A 24865-nucleotide genomic window follows, 5' to 3' on the forward strand; every position below is an offset into this window, starting at 1 on the left:
GACCGGGCGCCAGCAGACCGGGCGCCAGCGAATCAGGCACTGCCGGATCGGGCGGCCCCGGATCGGGCGGCGCTGATTCTGGTGCGGTCACATCGCAGGCGACAGGAACCGGCGCGGCTCCCCTGATGGGAGACAGCGCCCGTCCGCCGACCAAGCCGGTCCGGCGGTGGGCTGGACTGCGGAGAGCCCGTGCCGGTAAGTCTGCAGCGGTCGCGCCGGGTGCACTGCGGCCCGCGGTGCCACCCCACAGCGGTTCGACAGCGGACCCTTTCGCCGGCTCTCAGTCCACGAAGGACCCGTCGGCAGCCGGCGCGGATCCCTCGGCAAAATCGCGCAACCCGGCGGTAGAGAGCTCCAGCCCGCCGGTCGCTGACGAGAGCGTCTTTCCCACCAACGGCCTGCCACCCGACCTGATCCCTCCGGCCAAACCGTCCAGCGCAGCCGCCGACGGAAAAACTAAGGAAGGAGACAAGGTCGATACCCGGCCGGACCGCGACACCACGGCCGCCGGTGACGACGCGCCCAGCACCAAACCCGGCGCCAAAGCCAGCAGCAAGACCACCGCAGAGTCAGGCTCCGCGAAGACAGCCACCCAAGATCCCGCGAAAGCCAGCGACACCAAGACCGACACCAAGCTCGACATCAAGACCGGCACCAAGGACGCCCCGAAGACGGACGCCGACAAAGACAAGAACGACAGCAAAGACACCGGCAAAGGCGACGAAAAAACCGACCAGGAAGCTCCCAGCGGAAAACCCACCCGCCGTCGGAAGCCCAAACTCCCCTCCACCCGCCCACCCGGCGCCCCGCCGGACCCGTGGACCGCCTTCGCCGAAACCTCCGAGCGCGCCCCCGGCCGCATGAAGAGAGCCACCCGAGCCCTGGGCCGCGCCCTCATCCACGAGTACGCCCTGGTCATCTACGGATCCCTGCTGCTCGCCGTCCTGCTGACCTGGCCCACCCTGCGCTACCCCCTGCACACGTTCCCGCAGGACATCTGGGATCCGTCGCGGCAGGCGTGGCAGGTGTCCTGGGCCGGGCACATCCTGATCACCGAGCCGGCCCGGCTCTGGCAGTCCAACGCCTTCTTCCCCGAGGCCTACAGCTACGCGTTCGGCAGCAGCCTGCTCGGTTACGCCCCGGCCGGCATGATCGGCAGTGGTCCGCTCGCCGCCGTCCTGCGCTACAACATCCTCTATGTGCTGGCTCACGCCCTGCTGGCCGTCGGCGGCTACGCCCTGATCCGTCAGCTCGGTGCCGGCCGCACCGGCGCCATCGTCGGGGCGGTCGCCTTCGCGTACGCGCCGTGGCGGCTGGCCCAGGAGGGTCATCTCGACATCATTTCCGCGGGTGGCATCCCGCTGGCCCTGGCCATGCTCGCCCGCGGTCACGGCTGGTCCATGCGGTACGGCTTTCGCCCCGGCCGCCGCCACGCCGGCTGGGCCACCGTGGGCTGGCTCGTCGCGACGTGGCAGGTCACTCTCGGGTTCTCGCTCGGTCTGCCGTTCGCCTATGTCCTTGCCGTGCTCATCGTCGTCGTCGGGTTCGCGGTGCTGGTCCGCCGGTTGCGTCGGCGGTCGCCGCGGCCCGTACTCGGGTGGCGGTTGCTGGTCACCGATCTGCTGGGGGCGCTGATCTTCGCCGGGGTCGGGTTGCTGATCGCGTTGCCGTACCTGCGGGTGCCGGACACCGGTCCGGCCGGCACCGAGATCCGGTTCTTCTCGGCTCCGCTGCGGTCGCTGTTGATCGGTCCGGCCGAGTCGCGGATCTGGGGCGCCCCGCACGCCGTTCCGCGTCAGTCACTGGGCTGGCCCGCCGAGATGGCGCTGCTGCCCGGGTTTGTGCTCTACGCCCTCGCGCTGGTCGGCCTGGTGTTCTCCGTCTGGCGGATGTGGCAACGCCTGCTGCTGCTCGTCGCGGTTGTCGTCAGCGTGATCCTTACCGTCGGCACCACGTTCTTCGAGGGCCGCTGGACCTATCTGCCGCTCTTCGGTCATCTGCCGGCGTCTTTCGGGGTGCGGATCCCCGGCCGGATGATGCTGTGGGTGACGTTGCTGCTGGCTGTGCTGGCCGCGGGCGCGGTCGCCGAGTTCGTGCGCCGGGCCGAGCATCTGGCCGCGCACCGGGTGCCGCCGTGGCCCGGTCCGTGGCTGCGGCTGGCGACGCTCGTGCCCCTGCTTCTCGTGCTGGTCGAAACGTGGAACGCGACCGCACACCCGGTGGTGCCGGAGCAGCCCGCGGCGATGCGGACCCTCACCGGCCCGATGCTGGTCCTGCCGACGACCGCCCTCACCGACCAGACCGTCATGCTCTGGTCGACGTCACGCTTCCAGGAGGTGGCGAACGGCAGCGGCGGTTTCGCCCCGCAGCGTCAGTCCGAGCTGCGCCGCTCGGTGGCCACTTTCCCGGACGTGGCCAGCATCGAATACCTGCGGCAGCGCCGGATCGGCACCGTCCTGCTGTTGCGGGCCGAGGTCGTCGGCACGCCGTGGGAACGCTCGGGTGACGTGCCGGTGGAGACCCTCGGCATCCGCCGCGAGGACCTCGACGACAACTCCGTGGTCTTCTACCTCGACTGAGCTCAGGCCACCGGGGTCGGCGGCGGCGCGACCGGCGCGCTGTCGTCGACGGCCGGTCGTGGCGTCACCCGCAGCCGCCGGCGCAGCGGTTCGATCCAACTGGCGTCCGGCGCGCCGTCGAGCACGCCGCCGTCGGGGTCGTCCCGGTAGTTGTGCCGGACCACATCCAGTTCCGGCCGCCAGATCTCGCGGATCACCAGCCCGCACAGGATCGCCACCGTGATCAGCCGCAGGCTCGAGGCCAGCACGAACGTGCCCTCCGGGATGACCGGCTTGCCGCCCGCGCCGAGCAGTTCCGCATAGAACGCCGCGAAGTAGCCGATCTCCGCCACTGTCCACGCGATGATCGCTCCCCAGCGGGGCCGGGCCAGCACGATCAGCGGCAGCAGCCACAGCACGTACTGCTGGGACCAGACCTTGCTGAAGATCAGGAACGCGGCCACCACCAGGAACGCGAGCTGAGCCAGCCGGGGCTTGCGCGGGGCCAGCAGGCACAGCGCCGCGACGCCGAGGCAGGCGAGCCCGGTCAGCGCGTACGAGACGTTGTTGAGCACCGGTACGTGGTCGCTGAGCCACTGGAACGGACCCTGGTCGCCGGCCACCCCGGTGTTCCACTTGGTGTCCAGGTAGCGGCCGATGTACCAGGACGTGCCCCAGTCGACGGGCCGTTCCCGGTTCAGGTCGAAGAAGCGCATCCAGCTGTCGCGGTAGAGCACAGCGACCGGGATGTTGACGATCAACCAGGCGGCCACGGCCGTGGCGGTCGCCGTCCAGAACTGCGGCATGCGTTTGGCCCGCAGGGCCAGCACGAACAGCGGCCCGAGGATGAACAGCGGCCACAGCTTGGCGGCGCCGCCGAGGCCGAGCAGCAGGCCGGCGGCCACCGGCCAGCGCCGGGCCCAGGCGTACAGGCCGAACACGGCCAATCCGATGGCGAGGAAGTCCCAGTTGACCGTCGCGGTGACCAGCACGATCGGGGAGAGCGCGAAGATCGCCGCGTCCCAGGGCCGGCGGCGGCGCAGCGCCAGGATCATCGCCACGGAGGCGACGGCCAGCGCCGACAGCACCAGCGCGTTGACGTTGTAGAACCACTTGCCCTGGTTGATCTGCGGGTACTTCTCGCCGAGGGCGTGCACCGGCAGGCCGAGCGCGCCCATGAAGTAGCCGGTGACCACCGGATACTCCACCGGGTGGTCCTTGTACGGGACCTTGCCCTTGTTGAGCCCCTCGGCGTAGTACAGCGCCAGCACGTCGGTGTAGCAGAACCGGGTGTACTGGACGTTCTTCTGCCAGTCGCCGTCCTGGCAGGGGGACTTCTGCACCCAGCTCAGCGCCAGCGTCAGGCAGAGCAGCCCGAGGACGATCCGCGGCACGGTCCAGAACCGCCCCCGGCGGGCTTCCGGGCGTACGGCGTGTTCGCCGAGCGGTCCGCCGATGGCCTGGGACAGCCCTCGGACGAATCCGTCCGATTCGGCGGGCAGGTCAGGCCGGTCGGTCTCCTCAGACGATGGCGCGCTCATGCTTTGGCATCATGCCGCATGCGCCGGACGGGCAGGAGACGCCCTACGGCACAGTCCGGCTACAACGTCACAAAAGCGAAGTGGCGCCCAGCTCCGCGGAGAGGGCGCCACATCGGGTGTCGAGGACGTCAGTTGCCGTCGTCGGCGTTCTCGTCGGCTTGCCCGCCGCCATCGGTGTTGCCGGTGTCCCCGTTCGGCGCTCCGGGCAGGTTGATGCCGGGCCCGCCGTTGCCGGGCCCGGCGTTGCCGCCGTTCCCGTTCCCGCCGTTCCCGTTGCCGTTGCCGCCGTTCCCGTTGCCGTTTCCGCCGTTGTTGTTGTCGCACTGCTGGAAGATTCCGCAGAACGGGTTCTGCGGATCACCGGCCGGCGGGGGCGGCGGCGGGGGCGGCTCGACGCCGTTGCCCTTCTTGCTCGGGTCGACGAACGCGGTGGAGTTCGGCAGGAACGGCTTGTTCTCGGCCTTGATCACCTTCGAGGCGGAGTCCAGGAACATCTTCCAGATCTCGCCCGGGATGGAGCCGCCGTTCATGGGCTTGCCAGGGGCCTTGAAGATCGGCAGCAGCTCCATCTGCTTGGTCTTTTTGTTCTCCTTCTCGCGGCCGACCCAGACGGAGGCCGCGATCTCCTTGGTGCCGCCGACCATCCAGGCGTCACCGTTGTCGCCGGGCTTACCGCCCTTGCCGGTGAACTCCCAGGTGCCGGTCTTGCCGATGGCCTTGCGGCCGTTGTCGAGGCTGATGCCGTTGATCCCGGGGATCTTCTGCATGACGTTCTGCACCGCGGCGGCGACGTCGGGGCTGAACGCCTTCACCGGGTTGAGCTTCTCGCCGGTGTTCTTGACCGCGACGAACTTGCCCGTCTTCGGGTCGCGCTGCGACACCGAGCGGACGAAGTGAGCCTTGTTGTAGACGCCGTCGTTGGCGATCGTGGCGACGCCGCTGGCGTGGTCGAGCGCGGTGATCGCGTACTGGCCGAAGCCGACCTCGCGGCCGTAGCCCTTCTTCTTGAGCTCGTCCTCGCTCAGCTTGTTGAGGTCGTAGCGGGCCGTGGTCTCCGGGTCACCGATCAGCTGGATGCCCGCCTTGTGGGCCATGTCGATGACCTTCTCCGGGCCCAGCTTGTCGGCGAGCCAGTAGAAGGTGAAGTTGTACGACTGCTCGGTGGACACCTCGAGCGTGCAGGCCTTCGGGTTCGGGCACTTCAGGCCGCCGCCCTCACGACCGGAGTTGCTGATCTTGCCGCCGCCGTTGACCTTCTTCAGCGTGGAGTCCCAGATGGTGTCCATGCCGTAGCCGTCGCTCAGCGCGGCGAGCAGCGTGTAGATCTTGAACGTCGAGCCGGGCGGCCGACCGCCACCGATGAACGTCTTGCCGTCGTCGGTGTAGTTCGGGCCGGCGTAGTCCCAGCTCGCCGCGTCCGGGCCGCCGTAGTAGGCCAGCACCCGGCCGTTCTCCGGGTTGATGGCGACCAGGGCGGACCGGTAGGTGGAGGACATCCCGTTCAGCGGCGACTTCTTGCTCTGGGCGTTCGCCGCCTTCTCGGCCTGCTCCTGCACCTCGGAGTTGATCGTGGTCTTGATCTGGAGACCACCCTGGTTGAGCTCGGCGTCGCTGATGCCCATGTCGCGCAGCTCGCGCTTCACGTACTTGACGATCTTGGCGCTCGGCTTGTTGTTGGCGCAGGTGGTGGTGCACTTGTCCGGATCCCACTTCAACCACGTCTTCGGGTATTCGGTCGGCGGGTTGATGCCCGCGGGCACGCCGGCCACCGGCAGCCCGGCCGGCAGGGCCAGCTCGGCCATGTTGCCGACCGTGTACCGCCAGCGGTCCAGGGCGTCGGGCATGCTGTTCTGCGGGTCGTAGCCCTTGTGCGTGGCCGTCGGCTCGGGCTGCTTGATCACCGCGGCGAGGATCGCGGCCTCGCCGGCCGTGATCGCGTTCTTCTGGCCGATCGGGGTCAGGACGGACTTGCCGAAGTACGCCTTCGCAGCGGCCTCGACGCCGTACGCGCCGCGGCCGAAGTAGACGGAGTTGAGGTAGCGACCGAGGATCTCGTCCTTGGTGTACTCGTCCTCCATCTTGCGGGCGATGACCGCCTCACGGAGCTTGACGTTGTACGTGATCTCTTTGCGCTTGGTCGCGTACTTCGCGTACTGCTGGGTGATCGTCGAGGCACCCTGGGTGTCGCCGCCGGTGAAGTTGTTCCACGCGGCGCGGGCGATGCCCTTCATGTCGATGCCGTTGTGCTTGTAGAAGCCCTTGTCCTCGGCGGACACCACCGCGAGCTTGACCAGCGGGTTGATGCTGCCGTCGGGCACGATCGACCGGTTGAACTGACCCAGCGAGGCGAGCACCTTGTTGTTGCTGGTGAGCAACTGGGTGGTCTGGGCCTCGGCGGTCGGCTCCTTGAAGTCGACGTTGTCGAAGAAATAGGTGCCGCCGACCACACCGGCGCCGAGCAGGATGACCAGCACCGCCGCGGCCGCGGTCAGGATGTTGGTCCGCCGGCGGCGCTTGGAGGCCTTGGTGAGGATCTTGCCGGCACTGCCCCGCTTGTCGTGCCCGGCACCGTCGGGATCGCCAGGGCCGCCCGGCCCGCCGACGCCCGGGGACACCGGCCGTACGGCTGCGCGCGCGACAGCGCCGCGGCTGCCGTAGCCCGGCGCGGCATCCGGGGGGCCACCCACGGAGGCCCGGCCGCCGACGCGGGCGGAACCCACGGATCCCGTGCCTGCCCCGACCGACGCTCGGCCCGCACCACCGACGGAGGCCCGGCCACCGACCGCGGCCGCACCGACGGAGGCGGCGCCACGCGGCGCGGAGCCGCCGACGCTCGCCCGACCGCCGGCCGGACGCCGGTAGGCGTCGGGCGAGGGCCGTTCGTCGTAGCCGGACTGGTCGTCGTCAGGCGTGGATGCAGCGGACGGCCCGGGCACTCGGGCCCGGGCACGCGCAGACTGCTGATCGCCGTACGAGTTCATTCGGTCACACCTACCGGTCGCGGTGGCGCGCCAGAGAAGCCCTGGAGGGGCTTCGGTGGCGATGCCACGGGCGGACGATTCTGGGCTGCGGGTCCGCAGCCGCCCTGTCGGATGTCAAGAATGACCGACTGCGGCGCTGGATGCCCGTATCGGTCGGGGTCGTGTCCACGTTAGCGACGTTGAGGCCGCTCACTGTCGGCCCTCCCGGCGATGTGACGACGACCCTGTCTCGCGGTGGCGGCCCGAGGCGGACGAGGCGACGGCCCCGCCCTGGTCCAGTTCGTCGGAGGTCAGCGCGTCCCGGCCGAGCAGGTACTGCTCGATCAGATGGTTCCACGCGCAGGACTGGCACACCTCGACCACGAAAACCTGGAACTCACGCAGCGTCATCGCCAGAACCGGAAGCTCCGCGAGCTTGCGGGCCTGCCCAGCGGACTGCTTGAGTTCATCGCCGTAGATGTAATGCACCAGGGTGAGGTTGTCGCGACGGCAGACCGGACAACGGTCGTCGGTCGGCTCGCCATGGAACCTAGCTGCGTTTTTCAGGTACGGCGACGCGTCGCAGACTTCCAGCGTCCCCACCTTGCCGTTGTGCACGTCACGCAGCAGCGCTCGCTTCTGAAGCGAGTAGTCGACCACCTGCCGCTGCGTACGCATGGCGAAGAGAGTACGCGGTCCGCACCCGTACGGCGACAGTCATCACACAGCGTGGCGCGGCGACTGCGCACGTATGACCGCCCTTGCGGTACGCCGCATCCCGATCTACGGTGACGATGTATCGGGCCGATACATCGTGGCGAGCAGTGAAGGGGGTGGGCGTCTTGTTGGAACTCGCGATCCTCGGACTGCTCCAGGAATCCCCGATGCACGGCTACGAGCTGCGCAAGGAGCTCGCCACCAAGCTGGGCACCATCCGCGCGGCGATCAGCTACGGCACGCTGTACCCGACTCTGAAGCGGCTGCAGACCGCCGGCTGGATCGGTGAGGCCGAGGCGGCCGACACCGAGATCATTCCCCCGCTCACCAGCAAGCGCGGCCGGGTTGTCTACAAAATCACCGCCGAAGGCAAGGAACGCTTCGCCGAGCTGCTGGCCCAGGCGGGCCCGGAGACGTACGACGACGCCGGGTTCGGCGTGCACTTCGCCTTCTTCTCCCGGACCGACCGGGCGACGCGGCTGCGGATCCTCGAGGGCCGCCGCCGCCGGATCGAGGAACGCCGGGAAGGACTGCGTGAGGTTCTCTCCCGCGCGTCCGACCGCCTCGACGCCTACACCCTCGAACTACAGCGCCACGGACTGGACGCCTGCGAGCGCGAGGTCCGCTGGCTGGAGGAGCTCATCACCAACGAGCGCTCCGGCCGATCCCCAGCCGGGGAGACACCCCTCGAAGACCCGAGTCCGCGTCAGGACCGGCCGTGATGAACAAGGAGGCAAACGCGATGGGCTCCGTCCGCGTCGCCATCGTCGGTGTGGGTAACTGCGCCTCGTCCCTCGTACAGGGCGTGGAGTACTACCGCGAAGCCGACCCCAACGACCGCGTCCCGGGTCTCATGCACGTGACCTTCGGCGACTACCACGTGTCCGACGTGAAGTTCGTCGCGGCGTTCGATGTGGACGCCAAGAAGGTCGGCATGGACCTGGCCGAGGCGATCGTCGCCAGCGAGAACAACACGATCACGCTGGCCGACGTCGCGCCCACCGGCGTGACCGTCCAGCGTGGACCGACCTTCGACGGTCTGGGCACGTACTACCGCGAGATGGTCGAGGAGTCGTCGGCCGAGCCGGTCGACGTCGTCAAGGCCCTGCGCGACGCCGAGGTCGACGTCGTCGTCTCCTACCTCCCGGTGGGTTCCGAGGAGGCCGACAAGTTCTACGCGCAGGCCGCGATCGACGCCGGTTGCGCGTTCGTCAACGCCCTGCCGGTCTTCATCGCCTCCGACCCGGCGTGGGCGCAGAAGTTCACCGACGCCGGCCTGCCGATCGTCGGCGACGACATCAAGAGCCAGGTCGGTGCGACGATCGTGCACCGCGCCCTGGCCAAGCTGTTCGAGGACCGCGGGGTCGAGCTGCTGCGCACGTACCAGCTCAACTTCGGCGGCAACATGGACTTCATGAACATGCTGGAGCGCAAGCGCCTGGTGTCGAAGAAGATCTCCAAGACCCAGTCGGTGACCTCCCAGATCCCGCACGAGATGGTCAAGAGTGACGTGCACATCGGCCCGTCGGACCACGTGCCGTGGCTCGACGACCGCAAGTGGGCCTACATCCGGCTCGAGGGCCGCAGCTTCGGCGACACCCCGCTGAACGCGGAGCTCAAGCTCGAGGTGTGGGACTCGCCGAACTCGGCCGGCGTCATCATCGACGCGGTCCGGGCGGCGAAGATCGCCAAGGACCGCGGCATCGGTGGCCCGATCCTCTCGGCGAGCTCCTACTTCATGAAGTCCCCGCCGGTGCAGTACAACGACCACGACGCCAAGGACGCGGTCGAGGCGTTCATCAAGGGCGACATCGAGCGCTGATCCAGCGCCAGAGGAAAGGCCGGACCGCGATGCGGTCCGGCCTTCTTCATGTGATCTTCGGCACGCCATAGCTAAGCTCATCGATGTGCGACTCACCACGGCCGCCGTCGTGCTCGCCCTCGCCGGGTCTCTGACGGCCTGCGCCGGCCCGGGCGACACCCCATCCGGTACGCCCGGAGCACGGTCCGAGACAGTAACGCTGTGGGCCAGCGCGGCACCCGCCCCGCCACCGGTGGTGCCGCCACCAGTCCCGGGCACACCCGGAGTGGGCTGCGACGGCCGGCGAATCCAGCCGGCTCAGCCGAAGCGGTTGAGCCCACCATCGCCGCGACCGATGACCAGCGCGGAGGCCGACGCCGCCGAACGGGCCCGGCGCGCGCTGGAGGCAGCCAACCCGCCGCTGCCCCGGCGTGGTCCGCTGCCGTCCGCGGCGGCCGCCCGGGCCGAGGCCTGCGCCCGAAATCTGTCGCCCCAGCTCAACCTGCTCATGCACGCCTCCGATGCGCTGGACGAGCAAACCCTGCGGGCAATGCTCACCCGCGAGGGGTTGACCGGGGTGGTGATCGGCCCGGGACCGAAATTCGCCGGGACGACCGGCAACGCCTGCGTGCACGGCAGCCTCGCCGGAGACGGTCCGGACCTGAGCATCGGCCCACCCGCCCCGGACGGCACCTGCCACCCCTGACCCCGGCCCGGCCCGCGCCAAGCCGCCCAACCCGGCCCGGTGACCCAACCCGGCCCGACCCGGCCCGGCCCGACCAGCGCGACCCGGCCCGACCAGCGCGACCCGGCCCGACCCGACCCAACCCGGCCCGGCCAATCCGGCACGACCGGGGCCTGCCGACTTCAGCTCCAGGCGCGTTCGAGCGCCACCCGGGCCTCCAGCTCCAGCAGCTGCCGCTTGCGGGGCAACCCACCGCCGAAACCCGTCAACTTGCCGCCCGCTCCGACCACCCGATGGCACGGCACGATCACCGGCACCGGGTTGTGATTGCAAGCCGTCCCCACCGCACGGGCCGCGCCCGGATCACCCAATGCCGTCGCGATCGCCCCGTAAGTGAGCATCTCGCCGTACGGGATAGCGGCGATCTGCCCCCACACAGCCCGCTCGAAATCGGATCCGCCGCGCAGCTCGACCGGCACCGTGAAATCCGTCAGCGCGCCGGCGAAGTAGGCCTTGAGCTGCTCGACGGCCGGATGCTCGGCCGCCTCGCCGAAGGTCGCGCCGAACCGCACGCCGACCACGACGTCGCCGTCGAGCCGGACGCCCAGCGGTCCGATGGGGGAGTCCACGAGCAGCTGCATGACCCGATTGTGCCGCGCGGGTACGACAGTCAGGAGCTGTGACCCTGCTCGCGGGCCCAGCGGCGCAACTCCGCCTCGGCCTCGTCGCGGTCCAGCGGCCCGCGGTCCAGCCGCAGCTCCTTGAGGAAACGCCAGGCCTGGCCGACGATCGGTCCCGGCGGCACGCCCAGCAGTTCCATGATCGCGTTGCCGTCCAGATCCGGCCGGACCCGGGCCAGGTCCTCCTCGGCCGCGATCCGGGCGATCCGCTCCTCGAGGGCGTCGTAGTCGGCGGACAGCGCCGCCGCCTTGCGCTTGTTGCGGGTCGTGCAGTCGGAACGCGTCAACTTGTGCAGCCGCGGCAGCAGCTCGCCGGCGTCGGTGACGTAGCGCCGCACCGCCGAGTCGGTCCACTCGCCGCGGCCGTACCCGTAGAAGCGCAGGTGCAACGCGACCAGCTCGACCACCTGGGACGTGACGTCCTTGGGGTACTTCATGGCCTTCATCCGCTGCTTGGTGAGCCGCGCGCCGACCACCTCGTGGTGATGGAAGCTGACCCGCCCGTCGCGGCCGACCGCCTTGGTGGCCGGCTTGCCGACGTCGTGCATCAGCGCCGCCATCCGCAGCACGAAGTCCGGCCCGGCGTCACCCTCGAGCCGGATCGCGTTGGTGACCACGATCAGCGTGTGCTCGTAGACGTCCTTGTGCTGGGCGTGCTCGTCGATCTCCAGCTTGAGCCCGGAGATCTCCGGGATGAACCGGTCGGCCAGGCCGGTGTCGACCAGCAGCCGCAGCCCGGCGATCGGGTCCAGCCCGCAGAGCAGCTTGGTGAACTCGTCGCGGATCCGCTCGGCGGTGATCCGGTCGAGGTCGGCGGCCATCTCCGTCATGGCCTCGACCACCGGCTTGTCCACGGCGAAGCGCAGTTTGGCGGCGAACCGGGCCGCGCGCAGCATCCGAAGTGGATCATCGGTGAACGACGACGCGGGCGAGTCCGGCGTCCGGATCAGCCCGGCGGCCAGATCCTCGAGCCCCCCGTACGGGTCGGTGAAAACGTGACCCGGCAGGCTGACCGCCATCGCGTTGATCGTGAAGTCGCGCCGGCGCAGGTCGTCGAGCAGGTTGTCGCCGTACTCCACGACCGGGTTGCGGGTCACCCCGTCGTACGCCTCGGCCCGGTACGTGGTGATCTCGAGCCGCAGGCCGTCCTTCTGGATGCCGATCGTGCCGAACTCGCGGCCGGTCTCCCAGATGGCGTCCGCCCAGCCCTTGACCAGGGCGAGCGTCTGCTCGGGCCGGGCGTCGGTGCAGAAGTCGAGGTCGTCGCCGAGCCGGCCGAGCAGCGCATCCCGCACCGAACCGCCGACCAGGTGCAACTCATGGCCGGCGGCGCCGAAACGGCGTCCCAGCTCATCGGCGACGGGGGAGACGCGCAGCAACTCCGTGACGGCGTTGCGCTGGGCTCGGCTCAACTCAGACATGGGACGACCAGGGTAGCGTCCCCGCCTCAGCGCAAGGCCGGTGGGCAGCGCACGGGCAGGGCGGGCAGGATGGACGGCGTGCCCGTTTCCGCGGCGCTGCGTCGCCTCAGTGAGGACCCGCGGTTCTGGTCCTTCCTGCTGGTGCACGACGGCGCGTTTCCCGATCCCGACCCGGCCGAGCTGCGCGTCAGCCTCCCGGTCACCGGCGGCTACGGCCTCGTGCTCGACCTCGATCTGGTCACCGGCGAGCAGACCCTCGGCCTGCGCGAGCCCGCGAGCAGCGAGCCCGTGCAGCTCGGCTGGGCCGCGCCGGGCCGGCCGTACCCGGCGGCGCTGCGCTGGCACGAGCTGGAGCTCTGCGCCCGGGTGATCGCCCTGGAGGATCCGACGCTGCCGCATCCGGGGCTGGTCGTGGCCCTCCTGTCACCGTTCGCGCCGCTCACCGCCGACGACGACGAGAGCGCGGCCGCGGCGGTGCGCGAGGCGGCGTACCGGTCGCTGCGCCGTGAGGTGCCGCCGGCCGCGCCCGCCGGTCCGGAGCAGGCGCCGCTGCCGCTCTTCGCGGCCGACGCCTGGTGGCCGCAGCCGCCGGCGCCCTCACCCCGGGTGATCGACGAGGCCGCCGTCGCGGCCTACACCGCCCCGGCCCAGTCGCGCCTCGAGGTCCGCGGCGGCTCCCGCTTCCCGGCCGACGGCCTGGCCGAGCTGGTACGGCGGGCAGCCCAGCGCCTGTCCCGGCTGCCCGAGGAGCAGTGGTACGCCGAGGTCCGGCCGCTGGCGCGGCACATCGCGGACACCGGCGACCTGCGCCCGGTCAACGATCTGCTCGGGGTGCTCACCGAGGCGGGCTGTGACCACCCCACCGTGCTCGACGCGCTGAGCGAGCCGATCGTGCCCATCGAGGCCTGCTGGATGGTGGAGACGCTGGCCGGTGCGCTGCCCGGCAGCCTGCTGCGCCGTCACGTGTGAGGCACCGCCTGGCTAGGGTGACGGTGTGTCAGTACCCCTGGGGAGGTCTTGGTGAACGGCGGCCTGTACCGGAGCGCGCACGCGGCGAGCGACGGTGACCCGCAGTCGTCCGACGGCGCGATCCTGATCTCCGTCGACGGCTCGGCCCCGACCGCGGCCGGTGACGAGGCGTTGCCGCCGGAGGACGTCCCGCCCACCGGCGGCGGCACCGAGGGCGGCAGCACGGCCGGCAACAGCGCCATCATGGCGGCCGGCAGCCTGGTCAGCCGGATCATCGGCTTCGTCCGCAACATGCTGATCGGCATGACGCTGGGCGCCGGCGTCGGTGACGCGTACACCAGCGCCCAGTTCCTGCCGGGTCAGATCTACGAGCTGCTGCTCGGCGGCATCCTGTCCAGCGTGCTGATCCCGTTGCTGGTCCGGCGGCGCAAGGCCGACCCGGACGGCGGGCTGCTGTTCACCCAGCGGCTGCTGACCTTCGCGGTCGTGACCCTCGGGCTCGCAACGGCACTGGTGGTCGCGGCCGCACCGCTGATCACCACGATCCAGTCCGGCGACAACACCACGGGCGCCTACCGGGACCTGGTCACCGCGTTCGCGTGGCTGATCCTGCCGATCATCTTCTTCACCGGCCTGTCCGCGATGATCAGCGCGGTGCTCAACGTCCGCGGGCACTTCGCCGCGCCGATGTGGGCACCCATCCTCAACAACCTCGTCGTCATCGCCACCTGCGGCGTCTTCATCGTGGTCTTCGGGACCACCAACGGCTTCCGCCCCGAGGACATGACGCCCGGGCGGATCCTGCTGATCGCCGGCGGCACGCTGCTCGGCATGGTCGCCCAGGCGCTGGGCCTGCTGCCGGCGCTGCGCAAGGTGGGCTTCGCCTGGAAGTGGCGGTGGGCGCCGCGCTCCCTGGGCCTCGGCGAGGTGGGCCGGCTGGCCGGCTGGATGCTCTGTTACGTCGGCGCCAACCAGCTTGCCGTCTTCGTCGTGGTCCGCGTCCTGAACGGCGTCTCGGGCAAGAACAACGCCAGCGTGCTCGCCTTCAACAACGTCTACCTGCTGACGATGATGGCGCACGGCATCATCGGCGTCTCGGTCATGACCGCGCTGCTGCCCAAGATGAGCGCCGCCGCCGCCGAGGGCCGCTACGCCGACGTCAGCGCCGACCTCAGCCGCGGCATCCGCCTGACGGTCACCGCCCTGGCCCCGATCGCCGTCGCGTACGGCGTGCTCGGCGTGCCCATCGCGGTCACGCTGTTCCAGGGCGGCGCCTTCACCTACGAGGACGCGTTCGCCACGGGCACGGTCCTGGTGGTGGCGGCCTTCGCTGTGATCCCGCTCTCTGTCAGTTACCTGTGTACTTATGCCTTCTATTCACTGCAGGGCAACAAGACGGTGGCACTGATCAACGTGCCCGTGGTCCTGCTGCGGATCGCCGGCTACTTCGTGCTCGCCGAGATGCTGTCGGAGTCGCTCGCGGCCGCCGGCATGACCGCCGCGAACGCCCTGTCCTATCTGCTGTCCGCGGTGATCTCGCTGGCCGTCCTGCGCCGCCGGATCGGCCGGCTCAACCTCGGCTCGGTGGCCAAGTCCCTGCTGAAGGTGCTCGTGGCGGCGGTCGTCGCGGGCGCGGCGGGCCTGCTCGTGGTGAACCTGCTGCCCGGAGGTGACACGCCCGGGCGATTGACAGCGGCACTTCAGGTCTTCGCGGCCGGCGGCGTGATCATGATCGTCTACCTGGCCACCGCGGCGCTGCTGCGGGTGCGGGAGATCAACCAGGTCGTCGGCATGGTGCGGCGCAAACTCGGGCGCTAGCGTGTGGAGAACCTGTGGATAAATCTCTGAACAGGTAATTTTCGGTCCCCGAGCGGCGGAAACGGTCCTGGCGGGCGGTGTCGGACGAGTGCCGCGGCGGGGGATGACGTGTAGGTCACTGGCTCGGGGCGGGTAAGGTCGTGGTCGACACGTGCGGACCCACCGAGGGAGGACGGGTGACCCAGGTCGGCGAAGGCCACGAGACCGCGGCCGATGAGGCCGGACCGGTCATGACCTTCGGTGCACCCACCGTCGGTGAGATCCTGGCCGAGCGGTACCAGCTCGAGGAACACGTCAACAACGACAGCGCGGGCCGGCAGGTCTGGCGCGGCATAGACGTGATCCTCCGCCGCCCCGTAGCCGTCGTGCTGCGGTATCCCGGCGGCGACTCCGCGACCGAGATGCTGCAGGCGGCGGTCGACGCGAGCCGCGTCATCCACCCCAACCTGGTCGGCGTCTACGACGCGATCGACGAGGGCTCCCGGGCGTACGTCGTGCGCGAATGGGTCGACGGCGAGGCGTTGCGCGAGCTCGTCGCGCAGGAGGGCCCGCTGGATCCGGCCCGCGCCACGGCGATCGCCCACTCCATCGCCGACGCGCTGGCCGCGGTCCACGCCACCGGCATGGTCCACGGCAACGTGCACCCCGGCACCACTCTGATCGGCGACGACGGCCGGATCGTGCTCGCCGACGCGCGGGCCGACTCCGCCGACAGCACCGAGACGGACGTGCGCTCGGTCGGCGGCATCCTCTACTTCTCGCTGACCGGCCACTGGCCGCACGCCGAGATCAGAGGCTCAGCGCTGCCCGACGCGATGCGCGACAGCAATGGCGCGGTCATCCCGCCTCGGCAGATCCGCGCCGGCGTCCCGGCCTATCTCGACGACCTGACCATGGACCTGCTCGACAAGCGGGTCGCGTCCCCCGAGGCCGACGCGCTCACCGCCGAGCTGGCCCGGCTGGACTCCGCCGACGACGAGTACGAGGACGTCGGCCCGCTGCGCTTCACCCAGGGCACCTCGGCCGAGCCGGTCCGCAGCACCCGCAAGATCGTCATCGGCATCGGCGCGCTGGTCGTCATCGCCGTGATCGGGCTCGTCTTCGGCATCCAGGCGATCAGCAAGTCGGGCGACGACACCCCGTCGACCACCCAGGCCAACACCGCGCCGCAGGATCCCGCGGGCGGCAACACAGGCACGGGCAACACCGACAACGAGGCCCCGGCCGCCGCCCCCAAGAAGATCGCCCTCACCCCCGACATGGTCCGCATCGTCGACCCGCCGGGAGGTGACCGCACCGACGAGGGTGAGGCCGCCTACACCGTCGACGACGACAAGGACACGGTCTGGAAGACCTCGGGCTTCCTGCAGGCCAAGTTCTACAACAAGCCCGGCATGGGCCTGCTGATCAACCTGGGCACGCCCCGCACGGTCAGCGAGGTCCGGGTCGAGACCTCGTCGCCCGGCATCGCGATGGACATCCGGACCGGCACCAGCGACCCGGGCAACAATTCCAAGGGCGACGAGCAGATCGTCAAGGACTACAAAAAGCTCGGCGACGGCGACACTGCCAAGACCGACGGCAACAACGCGGTCTTCCCGCTCTTCGACGAAAACCAGAAATACCAGTACATCCTGGTCTTCATCACCGAACTGCCGAAGGACAGCGACGGCAAGTACCGCGCCGAGATCAGCAAGGTCGAGGTCTACGGCAACTGACGGGGTGACTCACCCTGTCGCCACCCTCGACTAGATTGCTGGGCGTGACTTCCGGCGACGCGCAGAGCGGCCCGTCCGCCCCGGACAACCCCGGGCGGACGGACGCGGAGCTGCTGCGCGCCCACGTCGACGGGGACCCGCAGGCGTTCAACCACCTCATCCGCCGGCACCGCGACCGTCTCTGGGCGGTGGCGCTGCGCACGATCGGCGACCGCGAGGAGGCCGCCGACGCGGTCCAGGACGCGCTGCTGTCCGCACACCGCGGCGCCGCCAAGTTCCGCGGCGAATCCGCGGTGACCACGTGGCTGCACCGGATCGTGGTGAACGCCTGCCTGGACCGCATCCGCCGCCGCCAGGCGCACCCGACGGTCCCGCTGCCGGACGGCACCCGCTCGGACGACGGGCCCCACGGTCCGGAGCCGGCCGCCCCGGTCCAGGACCACGACACCGCGCTGGTGGTGCGGGCGGCGCTGGCGGCTTTGCCGGTCGAGCAGCGGGCCGCCCTGGTGCTGGTCGACGTGCAGGGCTATCCGGTGATCGAGGCGGCCGAGATCCTCGGGGTCGCCGAAGGCACGATCAAGAGCCGGTGCGCCCGCGGGCGGGCGCGGATGGCCCTGGCCCTCGGCCACTTGCGCACGGGCTCGGACACTCCAGGCCCCGGACCCGCAGCGGCCGGAGCCGCGGGGCGGGACGGGACGGCGGGGAAGACCGGGGGAGACGGCGATCACGCCGGGAACCGTGGGGCTGCCGCGCGCGTCCCATCCGGGTCGGCTACGACAGCGCCGCACCTTTCCGCGCGTGACGGGTCAGTCGCCGACAGAGGGGACCAGCAGTGACCGGGGCAGAGTTCAGCGAGGTCGATATCGACCTCCTCGCCGACTATGTCGGTGGCGCGCTGGACGGCACCCCCGACGAGGTCCTCGTCACCAATCTGATCGCTGAGAATCCGGCCTGGCGCGACGCCCACGCTCAGCTCTCCGGCGGGGTCGCCGCCGTGACGGGCCAACTGCGGGCGCTGGGTTCGGTCGCCGAGCCGATGCCCGCGGAGGTTCTCACCCGGATCGACTCCGCGTTGACCGCGGCCGCTGCCGACGAGAGCGGCGGCACAGTCACTTCGATCGCTGACTTTTCGTCTGGTGTCACGGCCGGTCGGGCCGCCATGGAGCCGGGCACCGATGGTGCTGCGCCTGATCGGCATCTGGTCGCCGTACCTTCGGGGTCTCGGGGTAGGCGGGCGCGGCGGCTGCGGTGGGCCGCGCCGGTCGGGATCGCCGCCGGGGTGCTCGCGTTCCTGGGTTTCGGTTTTCAGCAGTTGTCCGGCGCGGACAGCGCCGACACCTCGGCCGCCGGTTCCGCCGCGGAGGCGCCGCGGGCGAATTCGGGCCAGGAGCTCGGCGCGCCGGGTGCCGCACCCCAGATCCTCGAGTCCGGCACCGATTATCGTCGCGACACCCTGGGTTCGGCCGGCATGACGACGATGCTCGACCAGCCGCCGGCGCGGGACTCCAGCCCAGACGCTCGCAAGGCGTTGCCGGACGTCGGGACGTCGGCCGAGGCGGCGGCCGGGGCCGATCCGGCCTTCGCGCGCCTCCGGGCGCAGGAGGCGCTGCGTGCGTGCATCGAGGCGATCGCGGCCCAGCACGGCGTCGGTCCGATCACCCCGCAGACCATCGACTACGCCCGGTTCGACGGCCGCCCGGCCGTGATCGTGCAGTTCGTCGCCGACGGTGAGTCGTGGGTGTGGGCAGTGGGTCCGGCCTGCGGCACGCGCGGAGTCGGCGCGGACACCCGCGCTTCGGTGAAGGTAGGCTGAACGGACGTCGTCCCGCCCGGCGTGAGGTGGGTTACCTATGCCCTCCGGCACATGCCGTGACGCGCGGGAATGCGCCCTCATACGATGACGTTCCAGCATGCGATGTCGCCGGTGTCCCCGGCGAAACCAGACTGAGGAGTCGGCAGTGGACGAGGTCCGAAACCTGATCATCATCGGCTCGGGTCCGTCCGGTTACACCGCGGCGCTCTACGCGGCCCGGGCGAACCTCAAGCCCCTGGTCATCGAGGGTGTGCAGTCCGGTGGCGCGCTGATGACGACCACCGAGGTGGAGAACTTCCCGGGTCACCCGGACGGGATCATGGGTCCCGAGCTGATGGACAACATGCGTAAGCAGGCCGAGAAGTTCGGCGCCGAGTTCATCACCGACGACGTGACCCGCGTCGAGCTGGGTGACAAGCCGACCGCGGCGGGCACCGAGGGCCTCAAGACGGTCTGGGTGGGCGAGAAGGAATACTTCGCCCGCGCGGTGATCCTGTCGACCGGTTCCGCGTGGCGTCCGCTGGGTGTGCCCGGTGAGCAGGAGCTGCTCGGCCACGGTGTCTCGTCCTGTGCGACCTGTGACGGCTTCTTCTTCCGCAACCAGCACATCATCGTGGTCGGCGGCGGTGACTCCGCGATGGAGGAGGCGACTTTCCTCACCCGCTTCGCCGAGACCGTGACGATCGTGCACCGCCGGGACTCGTTCCGCGCCAGCAAGGTGATGGCGCTGCGCGCGCACAACAACCCGAAGATCAAGGTCGAGTGGAACAGCGTCGTCGAGGAGATCCTCGGTGACGACGGCAAGGTGGCCGGCGCCCGGCTGCGCAACGTGCAGACCGGCGAGACCAAGGTGCTCGACGTGACCGGCGTGTTCGTCGCGATCGGCCACGACCCGCGCAGCGAGCTGTTCAAGGGTCAGATCGAGATGGACGACGAGGGCTACGTCAAGGTCGACCACCCGAGCACCCGCACCAACATCCCAGGCGTGTTCGCCGCCGGCGACCTCGTCGACCACACCTACCGCCAGGCCATCACGGCCTCCGGCACCGGTTGCGCCGCCGCGCTCGACGCGGAACGCTTCATCGCCTCGTTCGTAGAGCTGTAATTCAGGAGGGTTTTCCGTGGGAGCAACCAAGGCCGTCACCGACGCCACGTTCGTGACGGACGTGCTGCAGTCCGACAAGCCGGTGCTGGTCGACTTCTGGGCGGAGTGGTGCGCACCGTGCAAGAAGGTCGACCCGCTGCTCGCCGAGATCGCCAACGAGATGGGCGACCGGGTCCAGATCGTCAAGGTCAACATCGACGAGAACCCGGAGACCGCCCGCGCCTACCGGGTGATGTCCGTCCCGACGCTGACCATGTTCAAGGGCGGCGAGGCGGTCAACTCCGTCGCCGGCGCCAAGCCCAAGGGCGCCCTGGTCAACTTCATCGAGTCGGCTCTCTGAGCCGTCTCACGACGCCCCGCATCCAGCTGGATGCGGGGCGTTGCCCGTTGCCGTGACTCCTCGCGAGCCGGTGCCCAGGAGTACGCTCCGTAAGTTGCCCTCTGCTCTTCCCCCCAGTCGTTAGGGAGCCGCGCGTGCGTTCGATCCGACGTGGAGACACCGGACCGGCCGTCGAGGAGATCCAGTCGATCCTGGTAGGCCTGGAGTTGCTGCCGGCGGTCGCCGACACCTTCGACGGGGCCACCGAGAACGCCGTACGGGCCTTCCAGCAGAGCCGCGGCATCGGCGTCGACGGGCTGGTCGGCCCCGAGACCTGGCAGGCCCTCGACGGCGCCCGCTGGAAGCTCGGCGCCCGCACCCTCTACCACTCGGTGCCGACGTCGCTGGTCGGCGAGGACGTCCGGGCGCTGCAGGAGCGGCTCCTGGAGATGGGCTTCGACAGCGGCCGCGCCGACGCCATCTACGGCCCGCGTACCGCCCGCGCCGTGGCCCAGTTCCAGCGTGAGGTCGGGCTCACCCCCGACGGCTCGTGCGGCCCGCAGACCATGAAGGCGCTGCGCCGGCTCGGCCGCAAGGTCGTCGGTGGCCGCCCGCAGTGGCTGCGTGAGGCCGAGGCGTTCCGCCAGTCCGGCTCCAGCCTGGTCGGCAAGACGATCGTGATCGACCCGGGCCACGGCGGCGCCGAGGACCTGGGCGTGGTCGTGCCGGACGGGCAGCTGCGGTGGACCGAGGCCGACCTGGTCTTCGACCTGGCCAACCGGCTCGAGGGCCGGCTGCTCGCCGCCGGCATGCGCGTGCACCTGACCCGCGGCCCGTCCCCGGTGCAGCCGATGACCGGCCAGGAGCGGGCGGCCCTGGCCAACAGCCTCGGCGCCGACCTGTTCATCTCGCTGCACCTGGACGGCCAGGAGAGCCCGGCCGCGGACGGCGTGGCGACGTACCACTACGGCACCGGCAACGGGCTCACCTCGACGGTGGGGGAGCGGCTGGCCAACCTGGTGCAGCGCGAGATCGTCGTGCGTACCGGCATGCGCGACTGCCGGATCCACGCCAAGACCTGGGAGCTGCTCCGGCTGACCCGGATGCCGGCCGTCCGGGTGGACCTGGGCTACCTGACCTCGCCGACCGACCGGGAACGGTTGGTCGACCCGGCCTTCCGCGAGCAGGTCGTCGAGGCGATCCTGGCCGCGGTCCAGCGCATGTACTTCCCCGTCGAGGCCGACGTGCCGACGGGCTCGATCGACGTGCGGCAGCTGCGGCTGGCCTTGGCGTCCCGCAACGCCTGACCGGTCAGTTCGGCGTCGAACGGGTGGCGGCCGCGGGCCGCACCGGCCGCAGCAGCGTCTCCGGGCTCATCGAGCCGAGCAGCTTCTCCAGCGCGTACTCGACGTCGGACTTCCACGACAGGGCCGTCCGCAGCTCCAGCCGCAACCGCGGATACCGGGGGTGCGGGCGGACGGTCTTGAAACCGACCGACAGGAAGAAGTCGACCGGGGCGACGCAGCCTTCCTCGCCGTCGCCCGCCTCACCGAACTTCGCGTCGCCGAAAGCCTCGATCGCCTTCACCCCGCGCTTGGTGAGGTCACGCGCGACTCCCTGGACGAGCATCCGGCCGAGGCCGCCGCCCGCGAACGCCGCCACCACGTGCGCGGTCATCAGCAGTGCGGCGTCCGCCGAGACCGGCGAGGTGGGAAAGGCCATGGACCGCGGCACGTACGCCGGCGGGGCGTACATGACGAAGCCGGCGGGCATCCCGTCGACGTATGCCAGTTTTCCGCAGCTCCCCCATTCGAGGAGGGTCTGCGACACCCAGGCCTCCTTCTCGAGGCCCGGATCCCCGGAAGCGCAGGCCCGCTCCGCGGAGACCGGATCGAGCTCCCAGTAGACGCACTGGCGGCACGGCCGGGGCAGATCCTCGAGCGTGTCGAGAGTCAGGTTGACCAGGCGTCGCGACATGCGGGACCCCTTGAGAATCGACAATTTTCCGGACTCGAAGCACGGTCCTGTTCACGTGCTCGTCCGCGCCCCCGCACGGATACTACGCCGCAATGGCCTTGAACGGGAGCGTAACGGTCGTTAACCGCGGGCGCCCCCATGCGTCGGACCTTTAGCATGGACGCCGATGTGACCAGCGATTTATCGAGGTGAGCCGCATGACCGGCACGACCCAGGACGACTACACAGATCGGTACGCGCGGCGGGTCCGCGGGATGACGACCTCCGAGATCCGCGCCCTGTTCGCCGTGGCGAGCCGGCCCGAGGTGGTCTCGCTGGCCGGTGGGTCGCCGTACATCGCGGCGCTGCCACTGGACGCGGTGGGCGAGATGATGGGCCGGCTCGCGAGCGAGCTCGGCCCGACCAGCCTGCAGTACGGCATCGGCCAGGGCACGATCGAGCTACGCGAACGCATCTGTGAGGTCATGAGCCTGTCCGGCATCGACGCGTCGGTCGGAGCGTCCCCGGACGACGTGGTCGTGACCGTCGGCGGCCAGCAGGGCCTCGACCTGGTGGCGCGGCTGTTCCTGGACCCGGGTGACATGGTGCTCGCCGAGGGGCCGACCTACGTCGGCGCACTCGGCGTGTTCCAGGCTGCCCAGGCACAGGTACGGCACGTGGCCATGGACGCCGACGGTCTGGTGCCGGCCGCGCTGGAACAGGCCATCGTCGAGGCCGGCGGGCGGGCGAAGTTCCTCTACACGATCCCGACGTACCAGAACCCGGCCGGTGTCACGCTCACCGACGCCCGCCGCGACGAGATCCTCGACATCTGCGAACGGCACGGGATGCTGGTGGTCGAGGACGACCCGTACGGGATGCTGAGTTTTGCGGGCGAGGCGCCGCGGCCCCTGCGGGCCCGCCGGCGCGAGGGCATCATCTACGTCAGCACGTTCTCCAAGACGTTCGCGCCCGGGCTGCGGGTGGGCTGGGTGCTGGCCCCTCATGCCGTACGGGAAAAGCTGGTGATGGCCAGCGAGGCGAACATCCTGTGCCCGAGCGCGTTCGCGCAGGGCGCCGTGACGCAGTATCTGTCGACCATGCCGTGGCGCGAGCAGATCAAGACCTACCGCGAGATCTACCGCGAGCGCCGCGACGCACTGCTCGACGCACTGCGTGACCTGATGCCCGCCGGCACGACGTGGACCCGGCCGGAGGGCGGCCTGTTCGTCTGGGCGACCCTGCCGGAAGGCCTCGACTCGAAGGCGATGATGCCGCGGGCGATCGCTGCCCGCGTCGCCTACGTGCCGGGCACGGGCTTCTACGCCGACGGCACCGGCGGCACCAACCTGCGCCTCAACTTCTCGTTCCCGCCCCCGGAACGCATCCGCGAGGGCGTGCGCCGGCTGGCCGGCGTGATGGAACAGGAGCTGGCGATGCGCGCGGTCTTCGGACCGACAACCCCATCGCGCCGTCGTGGCCACGCCGGCGCGGACACTCCCGGCCCGGACTTGGCATGATCAACACCATGGGTACGCCATCAGAAACGCACGTGCTGGTTTTGGCCGGCGGCCTGTCCTACGAACGCGACGTGTCACTGCGCTCGGGCCGCCGGGTGCTGGACGCCCTGCGCGCGGCCGGCCTGTCGGCTGAGATGCGTGACGCGGACGTGTCACTGCTGCCGACGCTGCGCGAAGACCCGCCGGACGCGGTCGTGATCGCGCTGCACGGAGCGACGGGGGAGGACGGGTCGCTGCGCGGGGTGCTGGATCTGTGCGGCATCCCGTACGTGGGTTGCGACGCGCGCGCGGCCCGGCTCGCCTGGGACAAGCCGACCGCCAAGTCGATGCTGCGCGAGGCGGGGATCCCCACGCCGGACTGGGTGGCGTTGCCGCACGACCGGTTCTCGGAGCTGGGTGCGGTGGCGGTGCTGGACCGGATCGCTGAGCGGCTCGGGCTGCCGTTGATGGTCAAGCCGGCGCAGGGCGGGTCGGGCCTGGGGGCAGCTGTGGTGCGAGAGGCTGCCGCGCTGCCGGCGGCGATGGTGGGGTGCTTCGCGTACGACTCGACGGCTCTGGTGGAGCGGTTCGTGCCAGGCACTGATGTGGCGGTGTCGGTGGTGGATCTGGGGTCCGGGCCGCAGGCTCTGCCGGCTGTGGAGATCGTCCCCCGGAACGGGGTGTATGACTACGCGGCTCGGTACACGGCTGGGCTGACTACTTGGCATGCTCCTGCCCGGTTGTCCGGTGCCGTGGCCGGGGCGGTTGCTGAGGCGGCGTTGGCGGCGCATGAGGCTTTGGGATTGCGGGATCTCTCCCGGGTGGATCTGATCGTGGATTCCGAGGGGCAGCCGCATGTGCTCGGGGTGAATGTGTCGCCGGGGATGACTGAGACCTCTTTGCTGCCGTTGGCTGTGCAGGCTGAGGGTTTGGACTTCGGAAAGATGCTGGCGGCTCTGGTCGGGCGGGCGGTGGCTCGGGGGGCTGCTTGATCTGTCTGTTCTTCTCAGGGTGGTCGTCCCGCGTGGGTGGGGGTGGCCACCCTGATCCTTTGGCTTGGTGCGGCTGGCTTTCGCCGTCCGGCCGCGGTGCTGGCCTTTCCGGGTTGTTGGCCCGCTGCCTTCGTCGTCTGCCTCATCAATCGACGGCGGAGGCGGGAGGGGTGTCATCCGCTGGGCGCGGGGTGGGGATTGCGTCGGTACTTGGAACGGGGGGTGGTCCTCACTCGATGTTGCGATGAGGCGGCGGCTGCCAGTGGTTGAGTCGGGGGCAAGGCGGCGACTGGCGTTGGACGCGGGGTCGGGG

21 protein-coding genes are annotated in these 24865 nt (G+C 70.3%); 14 read left to right on the top strand and 7 right to left on the bottom strand.

Annotated features, from left to right (window positions below; genetic code table 11):
• Positions 1-280 precede the first annotated feature (280 nt).
• The gene (locus tag AB0C12_RS11385; RefSeq protein WP_360546628.1) at positions 281-709 is read right to left on the bottom strand and encodes a hypothetical protein; all 429 of its coding nucleotides are present in this window, start codon (positions 707-709) and stop codon (positions 281-283) included.
• A 151-nt stretch (positions 710-860) separates the two neighbouring features.
• Between AB0C12_RS11385 and AB0C12_RS11390 the strand changes: the two genes are divergently transcribed.
• Positions 861-2579 carry a hypothetical protein gene (locus AB0C12_RS11390; RefSeq protein WP_360546630.1) on the top strand — a complete coding sequence of 573 codons (1719 nt, stop codon included), beginning with the start codon at positions 861-863 and terminating at the stop codon, positions 2577-2579.
• A 2-nt stretch (positions 2580-2581) separates the two neighbouring features.
• Here AB0C12_RS11390 and AB0C12_RS11395 read toward each other — a convergent pair whose 3' ends face one another.
• The 3 genes from AB0C12_RS11395 to AB0C12_RS11405 form a co-directional block, all read right to left on the bottom strand.
• Positions 2582-4099, bottom strand: a complete 1518-nt coding sequence (locus AB0C12_RS11395) for a glycosyltransferase 87 family protein (RefSeq protein WP_360546632.1) — start codon at positions 4097-4099, stop codon at positions 2582-2584.
• Between the two features lie 128 nt (positions 4100-4227).
• Positions 4228-6819, bottom strand: a complete 2592-nt coding sequence (locus AB0C12_RS11400) for a transglycosylase domain-containing protein (protein ID WP_360546634.1) — start codon at positions 6817-6819, stop codon at positions 4228-4230.
• Between the two features lie 450 nt (positions 6820-7269).
• Entirely contained in the window at positions 7270-7737 is a 468-nt protein-coding gene (locus tag AB0C12_RS11405) for a DUF5318 domain-containing protein (RefSeq protein ID WP_360546636.1), read from the bottom strand.
• Between the two features lie 164 nt (positions 7738-7901).
• Here AB0C12_RS11405 and AB0C12_RS11410 point away from each other — a divergent pair, with 164 nt between their 5' ends.
• The 3 genes from AB0C12_RS11410 to AB0C12_RS11420 all read left to right on the top strand — a co-directional run bounded on the left by AB0C12_RS11410 (position 7902) and on the right by AB0C12_RS11420 (position 10283).
• Positions 7902-8498, top strand: coding sequence for a PadR family transcriptional regulator (locus tag AB0C12_RS11410; protein WP_360546638.1), 597 nt, complete (start codon positions 7902-7904; stop codon positions 8496-8498).
• A gap of 20 nt (positions 8499-8518) precedes the next feature.
• Entirely contained in the window at positions 8519-9598 is a 1080-nt protein-coding gene (locus AB0C12_RS11415; RefSeq protein WP_360547126.1) for an inositol-3-phosphate synthase, read from the top strand.
• A gap of 334 nt (positions 9599-9932) precedes the next feature.
• The gene (locus tag AB0C12_RS11420; RefSeq protein WP_360546640.1) at positions 9933-10283 is read left to right on the top strand and encodes a hypothetical protein; all 351 of its coding nucleotides are present in this window, start codon (positions 9933-9935) and stop codon (positions 10281-10283) included.
• A 161-nt stretch (positions 10284-10444) separates the two neighbouring features.
• Here AB0C12_RS11420 and AB0C12_RS11425 read toward each other — a convergent pair whose 3' ends face one another.
• Both AB0C12_RS11425 and AB0C12_RS11430 read right to left on the bottom strand, forming a co-directional pair.
• A complete protein-coding gene (locus AB0C12_RS11425) occupies positions 10445-10903 on the bottom strand; it encodes a methylated-DNA--[protein]-cysteine S-methyltransferase (protein WP_360546642.1) in 459 nt (152 codons plus the stop codon).
• 29 nt (positions 10904-10932) lie between these two features.
• Positions 10933-12363 (bottom strand): CCA tRNA nucleotidyltransferase, encoded by a 1431-nt coding sequence (locus AB0C12_RS11430; RefSeq protein WP_360546644.1) that lies wholly within the window; start codon positions 12361-12363, stop codon positions 10933-10935.
• Between the two features lie 69 nt (positions 12364-12432).
• Here AB0C12_RS11430 and AB0C12_RS11435 point away from each other — a divergent pair, with 69 nt between their 5' ends.
• The 8 genes from AB0C12_RS11435 to AB0C12_RS11470 all read left to right on the top strand — a co-directional run bounded on the left by AB0C12_RS11435 (position 12433) and on the right by AB0C12_RS11470 (position 21412).
• The gene (locus AB0C12_RS11435) at positions 12433-13332 is read left to right on the top strand and encodes a hypothetical protein (RefSeq protein WP_360546647.1); all 900 of its coding nucleotides are present in this window, start codon (positions 12433-12435) and stop codon (positions 13330-13332) included.
• Positions 13333-13383: 51 nt separating this feature from the next.
• Entirely contained in the window at positions 13384-15150 is a 1767-nt protein-coding gene (murJ, locus tag AB0C12_RS11440; protein WP_360546649.1) for a murein biosynthesis integral membrane protein MurJ, read from the top strand.
• A 176-nt stretch (positions 15151-15326) separates the two neighbouring features.
• Complete coding sequence (locus tag AB0C12_RS11445) at positions 15327-16868, top strand: protein kinase family protein (protein ID WP_360546651.1); 1542 nt, start codon at positions 15327-15329, stop codon at positions 16866-16868.
• 44 nt (positions 16869-16912) lie between these two features.
• Positions 16913-17704 carry an RNA polymerase sigma factor SigM gene (gene sigM, locus AB0C12_RS11450; protein ID WP_360546653.1) on the top strand — a complete coding sequence of 264 codons (792 nt, stop codon included), beginning with the start codon at positions 16913-16915 and terminating at the stop codon, positions 17702-17704.
• Positions 17701-18681 (top strand): hypothetical protein, encoded by a 981-nt coding sequence (locus tag AB0C12_RS11455; protein WP_360546655.1) that lies wholly within the window; start codon positions 17701-17703, stop codon positions 18679-18681. Before sigM ends, AB0C12_RS11455 begins: the two co-directional genes overlap by 4 nt.
• Positions 18682-18826: 145 nt before the next feature.
• Positions 18827-19786, top strand: coding sequence for a thioredoxin-disulfide reductase (gene trxB, locus AB0C12_RS11460; RefSeq protein ID WP_360546657.1), 960 nt, complete (start codon positions 18827-18829; stop codon positions 19784-19786).
• A 16-nt stretch (positions 19787-19802) separates the two neighbouring features.
• On the top strand, positions 19803-20126 hold the full coding sequence (trxA, locus tag AB0C12_RS11465) for a thioredoxin (RefSeq protein ID WP_212987036.1): 324 nt from the start codon (positions 19803-19805) through the stop codon (positions 20124-20126).
• Positions 20127-20260: 134 nt separating this feature from the next.
• Positions 20261-21412 carry an N-acetylmuramoyl-L-alanine amidase gene (locus tag AB0C12_RS11470; protein ID WP_360546660.1) on the top strand — a complete coding sequence of 384 codons (1152 nt, stop codon included), beginning with the start codon at positions 20261-20263 and terminating at the stop codon, positions 21410-21412.
• Between the two features lie 4 nt (positions 21413-21416).
• Here the strand turns inward: AB0C12_RS11470 and AB0C12_RS11475 are convergent, their stop codons facing one another.
• The gene (locus AB0C12_RS11475; RefSeq protein WP_360546662.1) at positions 21417-22082 is read right to left on the bottom strand and encodes a GNAT family N-acetyltransferase; all 666 of its coding nucleotides are present in this window, start codon (positions 22080-22082) and stop codon (positions 21417-21419) included.
• A 197-nt stretch (positions 22083-22279) separates the two neighbouring features.
• On the opposite strand from AB0C12_RS11475, the gene AB0C12_RS11480 reads away from it, so the two are divergent.
• The gene (locus AB0C12_RS11480; RefSeq protein WP_360546664.1) at positions 22280-23581 is read left to right on the top strand and encodes a PLP-dependent aminotransferase family protein; all 1302 of its coding nucleotides are present in this window, start codon (positions 22280-22282) and stop codon (positions 23579-23581) included.
• The gene (locus AB0C12_RS11485; protein ID WP_360546666.1) at positions 23578-24552 is read left to right on the top strand and encodes a D-alanine--D-alanine ligase; all 975 of its coding nucleotides are present in this window, start codon (positions 23578-23580) and stop codon (positions 24550-24552) included. Before AB0C12_RS11480 ends, AB0C12_RS11485 begins: the two co-directional genes overlap by 4 nt.
• The last annotated feature ends 313 nt before the right edge of the window (positions 24553-24865 follow it).

Origin of the sequence: Actinoplanes sp. NPDC048967 (genome assembly GCF_040649415.1) — a bacterium.
Classification (GTDB): Bacteria; Actinomycetota; Actinomycetes; order Mycobacteriales; family Micromonosporaceae; genus Actinoplanes.